The following is a 14,706-nucleotide window of genomic DNA, read 5'->3' as shown; positions in this document are numbered from 1 at the left end:
ACCAAAATCACAAAATAATTTTACTAGCTTATTTGTCCATGGAGTTAGCAATATGCTTCATGTTATTGGAATGTTAACGAAGATTGTTTGCGATAAATGCAGGCTTTATTACGTAATTCGATAGAACCGAAGCAATAAAGCCTTAAGCAGTTATCGCTGTTGCAGTGCGATAAGCATCAAATAAGTTATGTTTGGCTAATGCGTCTCACGAACTTTCAGTTTACGAGGCACCAATTCGATCCCAGCTTGATAACGTTTTGCCGAAGCGTTGAGTGCTAACGCGAGTGCGCTGTCGGCAATCAATTCAAACTGCTGCGGCAACGAGTTGATTTTAATCGGCAAGAAATCAAGTAAACGATTATCACCAAATGTCGATAACTTCACACGATTCATCAAGCTTGGGTTTTCAAACAATACATCTAAAATCCCTTCAAGCAGAGTGTAAGAAGTCGCGACGATCGCATCTGGCATACTGTTATTGGCGATCCAATCATTCACCACTCGTTTGCCCTCTTCTCGATTAAAGTGCGCGCCATAACCGATAACACTGTGCACAGTTTTCGCTCTTAACGCGGCTTCAAAACCCAACTGACGCTCTTGCGAAATATTGAGCTCTGGTAATGCACCGACCAAACCAACGGTTTTAATCTCCGGCGTTAATAGAGAGTGAGTCAATTCAAACGCGGCGTTGAAATCTTCACTGATCACACAGGCAAAAAACTCATCATCTAACGGGCGGTCAATCGCAATAACCGGAGTGCCTGAATGTTGCAACTTGAGATAAAACTCACTGGCGTGAGGAATCGCACTGGCGACAAATAGCGCATCGATGCGGCGTGAGACTAAGGCATCCACCACCGACATCTCGGTATGCGGGTCATCGTCCGAACAGGCGATGAGAATTTGGTAACCCGCTTGGCGAGAGTTCTGTTCTAACAATTTAGCAAGACGCGCGTAACTGGTGTTCTCAAGATCAGGGATGATGAGCCCAAAAGAGCGGCTATTTCCTGCTCGCAAAGCAGAAGCGGCGTGATCGGGACGGTAATTATGAGCATCCACCACGGCCATCACTTTCTGCTGGGTTTTTTCACTAATGCGGTACTTCTGCGCTTTGCCATTGATTACATAACTGGCGGTGGTTTTAGAGACTCCCGCTAACTTCGCTATCTCATCTAGTGTCATATCAACCACTCTTGTTCTGTGCGTCGGATCATAGAACTCATTTTTTGATCCTTGATGAAGTTGAATTATACGCTGAATCGATTCAGTATAAAAGCTGAAAGGATTCAGCAAAATTACAAAATGATAACTAAGGCTACATTTGACCATCACTTCATCGATGTAAAGATCACCAAATGTGAGTGTTATAAAAAATGAGCAGTGCGAGTAATAAGTTGAACAGCGCCATTTTTCGTCAAAAATAGGTTTGCTGAATTTTTTTGGGAAAAAAGCTGAAACGATTCAGCTTGAATAAGTCATATTAATAAACTATCACTTAGGTGAAATCTATACTTCAAAGTGATAACGAATTAAGCCGTAAGGCAAAGAGGCCAAAATGCTGCAACTCAATTCCAACAATATTACTTTGGGCCAATCACCCACGAACAAGCAAGAGGCGATTCGAGCTATCGCAGCGGATCTAACCAACAAAGGGTTCGTCGAAGCAGGTTATGTCGATGGCATGCTTAACCGTGAAGCTCAGAATTCGACCTTTCTTGGTAATGGTATCGCGATCCCACACGGTACAACCGATACACGTCAACTGGTTAAGCAAACGGGTGTTGCTGTTCACCACTTCCCCAACGGCGTTGACTGGGGTAACGATGCAACCGTTTATGTCGCGATTGGTATTGCAGCGAAATCCGATGAACATTTGGGCATTCTGAAGCAACTGACGCAAGTGTTGTCCGCCGATGGCGTTGAAGAGAAACTGAAACGAGCGTCCAGTGCCAATGATGTCATTGCACTCCTCAATGGCGAAGTGCAATTTGAGCCTGATTTTGATGCTTCGTTGATCCAACTGCTTTTCCCTGCCAGTGATATGGTACAGATGAGCGCCGTCGCTGGCGGTTTGCTACGCAATACCGGCTGTGCCGACAATGAATTTGTTGCCGAACTGGTCACGAAAGAGCCAACCCACCTAGGCAAGGGATTGTGGTTAATCAGCAGTGATAAAGCGGTCAAACGCACGGGCATTTCGTTTGTGTCAACCGCCAATGCGTGTGAATACAATCAACTCAACGTCAAAGCCTTGATCGCGATTGCCGCTTGTAATAATGCTCACCAAAACATTCTGGATAAGCTCACGCAGCTTGTGCTTCAGCAACAACAAGAAACCTTGCTCAATGCGAATGCTGCCCAATTATTGGCTTTCTTCAGCAATGACAATGAGCAAGCTCCGGCAAAAAATGAGAGCGCAGCAAGCAAGGTTGCGGTATTCAAAATCAAAAACGCACATGGTCTGCACGCTCGTCCAGGAGCGATGTTGGTGGCCGAAGCGAAGAAATTTGAAGCCAATATCAAAGTGTCTAACTTAGATGGCGACGGAAAAACAGCCAACGCGAAAAGCCTGATGAAAGTCATTGCGCTGGGCGTAAAACATGGCCACCAGCTTCAGTTTTCAGCTGAGGGGCCAGACGCCGAGCAAGCATTAGAATCGATCGGTAAAGCGATTGCTTCTGGTCTAGGTGAAGGGTGAGGATTAAGTCATGACAAATAAAGTCGTCACTATCACGCTAAACCCAGCGCTTGATTTAACAGGTAGCTTGGATGTGCTGAATGTTGGCTCAGTGAGCCTAGTCAAACAAGGTTCACTTCACGCCGCAGGTAAAGGGGTTAATGTTGCGAAAGTACTGAGCGATCTCGGTGCAAAGGTGACTGTGACCGGATTTCTTGGCCGTGATAACCAAGAGTTGTTCTGTCAGCTATTTGATCAAATGGCCGCAATTGATGAGTTTGTTCGTGTTGATGGTGCAACCCGTATTAACGTGAAATTGGTCGAGAAATCGGGCGAAGTGAGCGACATCAATTTCCCCGGAGTTGAAGTGACGCCGCTTGCCATTGAGCAGTTCGAACGCACTCTCGATAGATTAGCCGCTGATCACGACTATTTTGTGCTCGCTGGTAGCTTGCCACAGGGCATCTCCTCAGCATTATGTGCTTCGTGGATCGAAAAACTGCACTCCATGGGTAAAAAAGTGCTGTTTGATAGCAGTCGTGATGCCCTCAAAGCGGGTCTTGACGCAAAGCCTTGGTTGATTAAACCAAACGATGAAGAGCTTTCTCAATTTGTGGGGCGTGAACTACACACTCCTGAGCAATGCCAAGCTGCCGCCGCGCAACTGGCCGAAAAAGGCATTGAAAATATCGTGGTGTCGATGGGAGCAAATGGCGTGATGTGGTTGAACCAACATCAATGGCTGCATGCAAAACCACCACGTATGCAGGTCGTTAGCACTGTTGGCGCAGGCGATACTTTAGTCGCGGGCCTTTGCTGGGGACACATGCAGCAGATGGAAAAAACAGAACTGCTTACTTTTGCCACTGCCCTCTCTGCGTTAGCTGTTACGCAAGTCGGCGTGGGTATGTCAAACCGAAAACAACTCGAAACCCTACAACAACAAATCCAATTACAACCCGTTAGCTTAAGCGCTAACTCATAAGGACAGAAGGTCGTAACTATGAAGATTGCTATTATTACCGCATGCCCCAGTGGCGTTGCAAACAGCATCATTGCTGCCGGGCTGCTTGAACAAGCGGCAAAATCGCTCAATTGGACCGCTGTGGTTGAATGTCATTCCAGCATCATTCAAGGCCATACGCTCTCTAGCAGTGAAATCGACAACGCAGATGTGGTGGTTATTGCTCGTAATACACCAATAGATACCACCCGCTTTATCGGCAAAAAAGTGTACCAAAGTGACATTTCAGCCTGCACGTCTGATCCCGTTACTTTTTTAAACAGCGCGATAAGTGCAGCGACTATCCTAACTGAGCAAGAGGCAAAAACGGTGTCTGCGCCAGTCGTAACGCAAGCTGCTAAAAAAATCGTGGCTATCACCGCTTGTCCAACGGGTGTTGCACACACCTTTATGGCGGCAGAAGCGCTAGAAAACCATGCAAAACGCCTTGGCCACCAGATCAAAGTAGAAACACGTGGTTCTGTGGGCGCGAAAAACCAACTCACGGCACAAGAGATTGCTGATGCGGATTTGGTGATCATTGCGGCCGATATCGAAGTGCCACTCGATCGTTTCAACGGCAAAAAACTGTACAAAACCAGTACTGGCCTTGCACTGAAAAAAACCGAGCAAGAGATCACCAACGCGTTTAACCAAGCGTCTATTTATACGCAATCGTCAGCGTCTAATAATAATCAAACCGAAGAGAAAAAAGGGGTGTACAAGCACCTGATGACTGGGGTATCTCACATGCTTCCTGTCGTAGTCGCGGGTGGTTTGATCATCGCACTCTCTTTTGTGTTTGGTATTGAAGCGTTTAAAGAGCAAGGCACATTGGCGGCAGCGCTGATGACCATTGGTGGCGGTTCAGCCTTTGCATTAATGATCCCTGTCATGGCGGGTTTTATTGCGTTCTCGATTGCTGACCGTCCGGGGCTTGCTCCTGGTTTGATTGGCGGGATGCTGGCAAGCTCTACCGGAGCCGGTTTTCTTGGCGGTATTGTGGCCGGTTTCATTGCAGGTTACGCTGCTAAATTCATTGCAGATAAAGTCTCCTTACCTCAATCGATGGAAGCGCTAAAACCGATCCTCATCATTCCATTTGTGGCGAGTCTCTTTACTGGCTTGGTGATGATTTACATCGTCGGTGGCCCTGTATCGAGCATCATGGCTGCAATGACTGAGTTCTTAAACAACATGGGCTCAGCCAACGCCGTACTTCTGGGTGTAATCCTAGGCGCGATGATGTGCTTTGACTTAGGTGGGCCGATTAATAAAGCAGCGTATACCTTTGGTGTTGGTCTACTTGCTTCGCAAACTTACGCACCAATGGCCGCTATTATGGCTGCGGGTATGGTGCCAGCGTTAGGTATGGGCCTTGCGACTTTCCTTGCCAGAGATAAATTCGAAGCCGGTGAACGTGAAGCGGGTAAAGCCTCATTTGTACTAGGTTTATGCTTTATCTCTGAAGGGGCAATTCCATTTGCAGCGAAAGATCCAATGCGCGTTATCCCAGCTTGTATGGCAGGCGGCGCGTTAACGGGTGCACTGTCTATGTTGTTTGGCGCGAAATTAATGGCTCCGCACGGCGGCTTATTTGTCCTACTGATACCAAATGCGATTACACCTGTACTGATGTACCTAATCGCGATTGCGGCTGGTACGGCGGTGACTGGCTTTGGTTACGCCTTCCTTAAAAACCGCGCAAAAGCGAGCGAGAGCTCAACCGCGGCAGCAATATAATTTGCATCATTAATATCTAACCATCATGAGTGAGCAGCAGCGCTGCTCACTTTTTCACGCTTTTCCAGGGCTAAAATTCCTTTACACGCACCGCTGACACGCCGCATACTCACCCTCAGTTTAAGTAGCCTCGCGATAGTTATGATCCAGTCATTGATGTTTGCCTTCTTGTTTAGCTTATTGAGCCTGTTCTCCTCGCTCAACCTCAATGCTACACAAAGCTTTTCGGCGAGTGAGTCTACGACAATCCAGCATGTTCGTTTTTCCAGTCATCTATTTTTTGTTGATCGTGATGCAGCGATATTAACCACAAGGCATGAAACGCCACGAGTCAGTGGGCTTCGGTTAATCTCAGATGACGACGAAGAGACGAGCGCAGAAACTACCCTACTTTTTTACACTCTCAGTACCACTGCGTTTGTCGTCATTTGTTCTCTGTATATAGGTCAATCAACTCACGTTTTTGTGCGTAAAGCACTGCAATTTTCCAACCTGTATTCACGCTTCGCCCACGCTTAACACCTTTTTCAATCGGACCAATTATTACTATTTACTGATTGAGGAAGCTTGTTATGAATACTTTTTTGTCTATTTTCTCTGCCTTATGGCATCAAGATCTGTTTGCGCTACAACAGGTCGATCTGTCGTTACTTTACCTCTGCATTGGATTACTTATCTTCGTTGAAAGTGCATTTATTCCAGCAGCGCCGCTGCCTTGCGATAGTGTGATTGTACTGTGCGGTAGCCTTGCGGCCGTTGGGGTACTCAACCTGTATGCCATTATTGGCGTGCTGGTTTTTGCTGGTTGGCTGGGCAGTGCGATCGCCTTTTATCAAGGCCACCAACTTAAAGAGTGGCGATTAGTCTCAACTTGGCTCAACAAAGTCTCAGAAAAACAGTGGCGCACTACCGATAACTTGATCCAAAGGTATGGGCTACTGGCCATGTTCATGGGGCGCTTTCTGCCGGTAGTTCGTTCTTTGCTGCCTATGGTAATGGGGCTGCGTAATGCAGTAACACCAACACGCTTCCTGCTCGTCTCACCACTGAGCGCGCTGGCGTGGATTCTGTTTTTGATCGGCTCAGGCTTAGGTATTTCTCTTTTGCCCGACAAGCTTGCCAAAATAGCCAATCATGCGTTGATATTAGCACCACTGATGACACTGTTGATCGCTATCTCAACGGTACTAGTGGGTTGGTTAATGCGTAAACGTTCACTGCAAAAAGCCCCTCGTATCAGTGAAGAAAGCCAATTATAGCGGCCTTACGCCACGGTTCAAATGGCCGTGGCGTTCGTAATCGAATGAGCATAGCAGCGAGCCACGCTGACAATAGATAAAAAAAGGGCTCAAAAGAGCCCTAAAACAGAATAATTAATTATAAATGTAAAAAGCTTGCGCTCCTTACAAAACGGCTAAAGATGTGTGTATTTGTTACGTGCTCACTAATCCAATATCTCGCAAAACATCCCACTAACATTTCACGCTGGCTCTGCCTGAGTACTTAACCGATATTGAGTCTAACAAGCGCTTCGTATAGATGCTGTATGGATAGCAAGGCTCGATATAAAGATTTTATAAAGTGGCCTAAACCGCAAACTGGTCTGATTCGCCTTCTACCAACCGATATCCTACCCCTGTTTCTGTAATAATATGTTTAGGTTGGGCTGGATTTTCTTCCACTTTATGACGCAACTGGGCAACATGAATACGAACATAATGATGATGTTCAATGTAGTTACTGCCCCACACTTCTTTTAAAATTTGTTTATGAGTCAAAACCTTGCCCATATTTCTCACCAAAAGTTTTAAAATATTGTACTCGGTTTTGGTCAGTTTTAACGGTTCACCACTTTTAGTCACTTGCTTAAATGCCAAGTCGACAACTATCTGGCCGAATTGGTAGCAAACCGACTCTTGAGGCTGAGGTTGGCTCAGTTGGCGTAACGCGACACGTATTCGCGCTAGCAGTTCTTCACTACCAAATGGTTTAATCAAGTAATCGTTGGCTCCTGCATCAAGTGCTTGAACCTTATCTGATTCCTTATCACGGGCCGAGATGACAATGATTGGCGTCTGCGTCCAACCCCGAAGCTCTTTGGTGAGTGCAATACCTTCCATATCTGGTAAGCCTAAATCCAATAAAATCAGATGCGGATTCCAGTTTGCGACTAAGGCTATCCCTTGCTCTGCTGTTCCAGCCGTTTTGACTTGATACTGATAACCGCTGATCAACACGTTGAGAAAACGTTGAATCGGTGCTTCATCTTCAATGATCAAGATTTTAATTTCACTGTTCATACAGTCCCTTTAAATCGTAAAGTCGGCATGGTATCGCCACGGTAAAACTAACACCTTGGCTTTCACGGTTGCGAGCAACTATCGTACCGTGATGTGCGGTGACGATCACTTGGCATATCGCTAAGCCAAGCCCTGTGCCATCGACTTGGGTATGGTTGAGGCGATAAAAACGCTCAAAAATTCGGGTTAATTCTTGCTCAGGAATACCGGGGCCATTGTCCGCTACTGTTAAAATAAACGCCTCATCGCGGTATTCTATCTGGATCTCTATCTCACTTCCTTTAGGTGTATATTTGGCTGAATTTTCAATCAGGTTAGAGATAACCTGTTCAATCAATAAACTATCGAGTTCAACCAACATTGGTTCACTTTTTAAATTCACATGATGGTGACGCAATCGTCGAGATAAACGGCTCAGTGCACTGCCAAGCACTTCTTCAGGTTCGACCCAATCCAACTTAGGTACGAGGGCCGCGCTAGTGTAACGCGTGATATCAAGCAGTTTTGTTAAACTACGATTGAGCCGCTCACCTTGCTCAGCGATCGATTTCAATAGCTCATCTTGCACCTCTTGATCCAGCTTCAACCCCGCATCGGTCAACGTCGTTGCCACGCCAATGATCGTCCCTAATGGTGTTTTCAAATCATGAGATACTGACGCTAATAACGTGCTACGCATGGTTTCTAATTGATTAGCCGTTTCCACTTCCGCAAGCGCTTGGTTAGCTTGCGAACGTGCCAGTGACAAACTGAGTAATGAAATGACCCACGGGGTAACTTTGTCCTGTTGATCTTTTTCAACCGCTAATACGCCCAATACTGTCTCTCGATCTTTAAGCCAGTGAATGGTGGTGGTCGCAGGTACATGACGGCCATCAAATTCTTCTAGCTGGGCATACGGAAACGAATCGTTTTTTGCAAGCAGATGCCAGTGAGGGTGAGCAGATAAAATCGCGCTCGGCAAGCTCAGCTCTTTATTAAGAAATTGCACGGTCGCCTGCGCAATTTGCTCACTGGTTCGCAGTGCCGACAAGTGGCAAGCAAGCTGATAATAGGTCTTATGGCGCATCTGGAGGTGCTTATTTTTCTGTATTTGCTTTCTCTGTGACTGTGTTATATTGATCGCGAACATCCCACTGAACACCATCACCGAAAAAGTAATCACATGCTGTGCATTCTTAAAACGGAACGAACTGTAATCCGGCAATAAGAAGTAGTAATACACTATGACGCCCATAATGGTCATGAGGTATGCATTGCGTGGACGAAGTAGTGAAGCACTAACAATGTTGAGCAATAAAAACAGCATTGCCATGTCTGTTTCTAAGATATTTTTTCGGTAAATCACGCCCACCGTAGTAACCAACACATACAGGCATATCAATAAGATGACCCGTTGTGTCTCGTTTACTCGCGCCATGTTTAGCGTCTTAACCATCTTTGTTTCTCGTGATTTTGTCACCTTAGTGACGGAATCATACATCTTCAGACGTAAGTCGCAACGATTGCGATAAACACAAGAGGTTTCCAGAGTAATGAATTGGATTACTGATGCTAATACTGCGGTAGCAAATATAGCCTATCAATTAAGTGAAGTGATTGCCGTATACCCGATAACGCCAAGTACCACCATGGCCGAGTGCTGTGAAGCATGGTCGGCAAAACATCAGCTCAATATCTTAGGGGAGACACCCGAGGTAATTGAGATGCAATCTGAAGCGGGAACCATTGCGGTTGTGCATGGCAGCGCCATGAGCGGTGCATTAGCCACGACGTTTACTTCTTCGCAAGGATTATTATTGATGATCCCCACTTTATATAAATTGGTGGGAGAGCTGACTCCGTGCGTGATCCATGTCGCCGCGCGCAGTGTCGCAACCCATGCCCTATCGATTTTTTGCGATCACTCAGATGTGATGTCGATTCGGCAAACGGGCGTTGCCATGTTATGCGCAAGCAACGGTCAGCAAGCACAAGACATGGCGTTGATATCGACCATGGCTTCACTGCGCAGTCGGTTACCGTTTGTCCATTTTTTTGATGGATTTATCACCTCTCATACCTTAACTAATATAGACATGCTCACCACCGAGCAGGTAGCGCAACTTTTTCCCCATCGCGCATTACTTGAATTTCGTCAACGCGCCTTAACGCCCGATCGCCCAACCTTACGCGGAGCAACGGCAGGTCCAGATACTTATTTTCAATGCCGCGAAGCGCAAAACCGCTATCAACAGCATGCACCCGATGTTGTCCAAACCTGTATGGATGAGTTTGCGCAGCTCACTGGACGTGCCTATCACTTAGTAGAGTACTGTGGCCATCCACAAGCTACACGACTAATCATCGCTCTTGGCTCGGTCAGTGAAACACTCAACCAATACGTTCAAAGCAAGCCAGATGAGAGCGTCGGTGTTGTCACCGTTCATCTCTATCGCCCTTTTCCTACTCAAGCATTACTCAACGCCTTGCCTGAATCGGTACAGCAGATCAGTGTGTTGGACCGCACTAAAGAACCCGGAAGTAGCGGTGAACCGCTGTATCTGGATGTGCTTGATGCCATTTACCAAAGTGGTCGACCCATTGAGTTATTCCGAGGCCGTTATGGTTTATCGGGAAAAGCTTTCTTTCCAGAAGATGCGCAGCACATTTTCGCTATGATGCGAAATGAGCACGGCCGGAAAAGAGAATTCGTGGTAGGAATCGATGATGACGTCACTCATCTTAGCCTACCCGTTACCTCACAGCCTGAACGAGAAGAAGCGCTGCAAACGGTGTTGATGTACGGCTACGGTGGTGATGGTAGCATCTCGGCAGGAAAAAACGTGCTCAAAGCTCTTGGCAAGCAAAACCACTGGTATGTGAATGCTCAGTTCGAGTACGACTCGAAAAAATCACGCAATCTTACGACGACGCACTTGCGACTCTCCGAACAACCGATCCAAACTCCGTACCCGATTCGACAAGCCAGATTAATTTCGCTCAGTCAATTAGGCCTACTGAAAGACATCGATATCACGCAGCGATTTTGTCAGCGCGCGCTACTATTGATCAACACATCGCTTACAGGGCAAGCACTGTGGGATTCTCTGCCATTTGCATTGCAATCGACGATTCAAGCTAAACAGATCAAAGTGGTGACGATCGATGCCGATAAGTTAAGCACTCAGCATCAACTCAAAAACAAAGCCAGCGTAGCTATGCAAGTAGCGGCGACTTTACTGCTCAGTCCAAGCCAAGAACCTTCTCAACAGCGTGCAACTTTGCTGGTTCTGCAAGCGATGTGCAAAACGCAATTACAAGGAAAACCTGACGCACTTATCGAGCGTAACCTCGCGTGCATTGAGGCAACAGCGCACGAGATAAACGACTCACCTTTCACCATCACCGCACAAACCTCGCAAACATCATTTGCAATCAAAGAGCGCAGCCAACCCGGTTCTTTGGTGGAATGGTTACTCGCTGGGAAAGGGGGAAATTTACCTGTCTCTGCCTACCCTGCTGACGGGATTTGGCCAACCAATACTTCTTCTTTAGAGAAACGAGATATCTCCGAACAATTACCAGTTTGGGATCCGGATCTCTGCACTCAGTGCGGTTACTGTGTCTCGATATGTCCGCACTCAGCAATTCGTGCTCGGGTGTTCGAACCCAACGAAGTACATCAAACATCGACCACGCTTAAAACCATGCCTTATCGCTCTCGTCATCAACAAGATGCGCAATACGCATTGCAAGTATCGCCCGATGACTGCACTGGCTGCCAACTCTGCGCGCAAGTTTGCCCAGCCAAAGATAAGCGCGACCCTGAGCAGAAAGCGTTGACTATGGTCAGTAAGCCGCTTTGTTATGAACAAGAACAGCAGCAGTTTGCCCAGTTTAATGCGCTGCCAATGCAAAACATCCACCAGCAGAGTCGTATTGATGTCAAAACCATCCAGCATGTTGAGCCTTATTTCGAATACCCTAATGCTTGCGCTGGGTGTGGTGAAACACCTTATATTCGGATTTTAACCCAATTATTTGGTGACCGACTCTATATTGCTAATGCCACAGGATGCTCTTCCATTTTTGGTGGCAATTTGCCCACAACACCCTATAGCCAAGATGCCCAAGGAAGAGGACCTGCATGGGCCAATAGCCTATTTGAAGATAACGCGGAATTTGGGCTGGGAATGCGATTAGCCGTCAAAGCCTTAGGGGCGCGAGCACAAACGGCCTTTGCTCAACACTCCCTTTACGGCAGCAATGAGTTACTCACTGACGTTGATGAGCGTCGACAACAACTGAGCAAGATAAAATCAAGCTTAACGTCAGACACTCAGCATGCCGAATTAAAGCTATTACTTGATTATTTGATTGAAAAACAGGTATGGCTGATAGGTGGCGATGGCTGGGCTTATGACATCGGTTTTGGCGGCCTTGACCATGTGTTACGCAGCGGTGAAAACATCAATATCTTAGTACTCGATACTCAATGCTATGCCAACACTGGTGGGCAAAAATCCAAATCAACCCCACAAGGAAAAACAGCCAAACTGTGTAGTTTACCCAACCCAAATCCCGCCAAAGATTTGGTTGCTCTTTACCAAAACCTGCCCGGTATTTATGTGGCAAGAATCGCTTTAGCGGCCAATATGAATCACACGATCAAAACGCTACAAGCGGCTGGGGAACATAAGGGGCCATCATTGGTTGTCGCTTATTCTCCATGCATTGAGCACCATTATGATCTTGCGCAGAGCGCCGAATACACCAAGGCACTGGTTAAGCAAGGTGACTGGCCACTGTATGCAGCGCTTGGCAAAAACGTTGAATAACACACCTTAACCCTGCTAAGAAATAAGCCGTTCCTTGATAAAGAAACGGCTTATTTCTACGTGAGTTGATGGTTCTTGCTTTAAGCTCAATGAGTCGGTGCGCTGAACCGCAACACAATGCAATCAAGACATTAAATTTCTCGATAGACGCCCATCTCAATCAAACGATCAGAAGGAATGTTAAGCCGCTCTGCCGTACGCAGCGCATGTTTGCTCATTAAGATAAATAACCGCGCTTTGAAATCATGCCATAGGCCCACTTTCTGCGCCTGAATACGCTCAGCAGAGAGCAAGAAAATAGTCTCATTGGGATGTAGATGCAGCCCTTTAAGCGAACAGGAGTGCATCACTTGTTCAATATCTGGTACTTCCTGATAGCCCGTATGGATGATCACTTGCCAAAACGTTTCTGACAACTGCTCGATCTCTGCTCGGCGACAAGGATGCACTTTAGGCTGTGATTCATACTGAAACGTCATCAATATATTACGCTCATGAAGCGTTTTATTGTATTTCAAATTATGCACCAAAGAGCGAGGGACATGATGGCTGACACGCGAAAGGTAGACGGCATTACCTTGAGTACGACGAAATGTTTCCCCTTCAAGAGAAGCAATCATGGCAGAAAGCGACAAATCACTGCCCGACACATCAAGTAAACGCTGCTTCTGCTGCTGCCAAATAGACATCACAGCAAAGATAAGACCACCTAGCGAAATCGGCAACCAACCACCATCACTCAATTTGGTCGAGGTTGAAGTAAAGAGAAAGGCATCTAGGCTAACAAAAACCGTCCCCAGCAACCAAACATGTGCTCGCGGCCATTGCCAGTAATAACGTGCCACAATCACTATCAGTAACGACGAAATTGCCATGATCGCCGTTACGGCGATGCCATAAGCGGCAGCTAAGTTAGCCGATGATTGGAAACGCATCATCACAAATAGCACAGCGACAAACAGCAACACATTGGCTGCTGGAACATAAATTTGCCCTTGAGAGTGCTCTGACGTATGGGTAATTTTCAGTGGCGGGAGATAACCATAGTTCATTGCTTGACGAGTTAATGAAAAGATCCCTGAAATCACCGCTTGTGAAGCAATCACGGCCGCTAAGGTAGCCAAAATGATCACAGGCCATAGCCACAGATTAGGCACTAAACCAAAAAAGGTTTGGCCTGTAACACCTTGAGAAACCAACAGATAAGCCCCTTGCCCAAAATAGTTAAGCAATAAACTGGGTAACACAATCATAAACCAAGCAAGACGGATTGGCTTAATACCAATGTGTCCCATATCTGCATACAAGGCTTCAACGCCAGTCACTGACAGCACTACGACGCCAAGAATGATCAACGTATTTACCCCCTGTGCGGCGATAAAATGAAACGCGTAATAAGGATTGATTGCGACTAATACCTGTGGTTGCTCAATGATAGCGTTAAACCCTAAAACGCCCAGCGAGAGAAACCATATAACCATTACCGGCGCAAAAAATCGCCCAATACGTTCGGTGCCTAATGCTTGAATTGCAAACAGAATCACGATAATTCCTACTGCAATCGGTAGCACGAATGGTGCGAAATCTTGCTCCACCACCGCGATACCTTCCACAGCAGACAGTACTGACATAGCCGGCGTTATTACCGCTTCACCAAAAAAGAACCCGGTGGCTAATAACCCAAGTAATAACACCAAAGGCTTTAGTGAATCTGGGCAATGCTCTTTAGCAATTGCAGATAAAGTTAAAATACCACCTTCACCATGTTTATGCGCACGAGTGATGAGCATTAAATATTTCACCGAGACGATCAACACAAATGCCCAAAACACCAAAGAGAGGATGCCAAGTACATTCAATGAATTGATCGGTAATGGGTGGTGACTAAAAAACACCTCTTTTAGTGCATATAACGGGCTAGTGCCAATATCGCCATATACGATACCTACGGCTAATAGTGCAAGCGAAGCGGTACTTTTTTGTGGTTGTTTCATTTCAATATTGCCCTAAATGGGCATCCTATCTAACTATGCTCACCTCATAGTAATCAGATAGATTTAAAGAAAATGTATAAAACCAAGGATAGGCATATAAAAAGTATAAAGATTCAATCCCAGATTGAGCAAAATGTAGTAATAGTGGTCAAACTCGTTTCAATCCACA

General features: G+C 46.3%; 10 protein-coding genes. 6 read left to right on the top strand and 4 right to left on the bottom strand.

Going from position 1 to position 14,706, the window contains the following annotated elements:
• Positions 1–195: 195 nt before the first annotated feature.
• Positions 196–1,329 carry a catabolite repressor/activator gene (cra, locus tag B9J87_RS16545; protein WP_170935193.1) on the bottom strand — a complete coding sequence of 378 codons (1,134 nt, stop codon included), beginning with the start codon at positions 1,327–1,329 and terminating at the stop codon, positions 196–198.
• A gap of 226 nt (positions 1,330–1,555) precedes the next feature.
• Here cra and fruB point away from each other — a divergent pair, with 226 nt between their 5' ends.
• From fruB to B9J87_RS16520, 5 genes are all read left to right on the top strand, one after another.
• Complete coding sequence (gene fruB, locus B9J87_RS16540) at positions 1,556–2,698, top strand: fused PTS fructose transporter subunit IIA/HPr protein (RefSeq protein WP_094151783.1); 1,143 nt, start codon at positions 1,556–1,558, stop codon at positions 2,696–2,698.
• A 10-nt stretch (positions 2,699–2,708) separates the two neighbouring features.
• On the top strand, positions 2,709–3,662 hold the full coding sequence (pfkB, locus tag B9J87_RS16535) for a 1-phosphofructokinase (RefSeq protein ID WP_094151780.1): 954 nt from the start codon (positions 2,709–2,711) through the stop codon (positions 3,660–3,662).
• 18 nt (positions 3,663–3,680) lie between these two features.
• Positions 3,681–5,423, top strand: coding sequence for a PTS fructose transporter subunit IIBC (gene fruA, locus B9J87_RS16530; protein WP_017050018.1), 1,743 nt, complete (start codon positions 3,681–3,683; stop codon positions 5,421–5,423).
• Between the two features lie 141 nt (positions 5,424–5,564).
• On the top strand, positions 5,565–5,942 hold the full coding sequence (locus B9J87_RS16525; RefSeq protein ID WP_254918149.1) for a hypothetical protein: 378 nt from the start codon (positions 5,565–5,567) through the stop codon (positions 5,940–5,942).
• A 53-nt stretch (positions 5,943–5,995) separates the two neighbouring features.
• Positions 5,996–6,682 carry a DedA family protein gene (locus B9J87_RS16520; RefSeq protein ID WP_176429555.1) on the top strand — a complete coding sequence of 229 codons (687 nt, stop codon included), beginning with the start codon at positions 5,996–5,998 and terminating at the stop codon, positions 6,680–6,682.
• 327 nt (positions 6,683–7,009) lie between these two features.
• Here the strand turns inward: B9J87_RS16520 and B9J87_RS16515 are convergent, their stop codons facing one another.
• Together B9J87_RS16515 and B9J87_RS16510 are read right to left on the bottom strand one after the other, a co-directional pair.
• Positions 7,010–7,723: a response regulator gene (locus B9J87_RS16515; RefSeq protein ID WP_017046943.1), complete on the bottom strand. Its 714-nt coding sequence runs from the start codon at positions 7,721–7,723 to the stop codon at positions 7,010–7,012.
• Complete coding sequence (locus tag B9J87_RS16510) at positions 7,713–9,143, bottom strand: sensor histidine kinase (RefSeq protein ID WP_094124215.1); 1,431 nt, start codon at positions 9,141–9,143, stop codon at positions 7,713–7,715. The genes B9J87_RS16515 and B9J87_RS16510 overlap by 11 nt, the downstream gene beginning before the upstream one ends.
• A gap of 115 nt (positions 9,144–9,258) precedes the next feature.
• On the opposite strand from B9J87_RS16510, the gene nifJ reads away from it, so the two are divergent.
• Positions 9,259–12,543: a pyruvate:ferredoxin (flavodoxin) oxidoreductase gene (nifJ, locus tag B9J87_RS16505; RefSeq protein ID WP_094151767.1), complete on the top strand. Its 3,285-nt coding sequence runs from the start codon at positions 9,259–9,261 to the stop codon at positions 12,541–12,543.
• 131 nt (positions 12,544–12,674) lie between these two features.
• Here the strand turns inward: nifJ and B9J87_RS16500 are convergent, their stop codons facing one another.
• Positions 12,675–14,537 (bottom strand): potassium transporter Kup, encoded by a 1,863-nt coding sequence (locus B9J87_RS16500; RefSeq protein ID WP_094151764.1) that lies wholly within the window; start codon positions 14,535–14,537, stop codon positions 12,675–12,677.
• Positions 14,538–14,706: the final 169 nt, after the last annotated feature.

Source organism: Vibrio sp. V19_P1S1T109 (assembly GCF_002241375.1).
GTDB lineage: Bacteria > Pseudomonadota > Gammaproteobacteria > Enterobacterales > Vibrionaceae > Vibrio > Vibrio anguillarum.
This window is presented reverse-complemented; position numbering and strand designations above follow the sequence as displayed.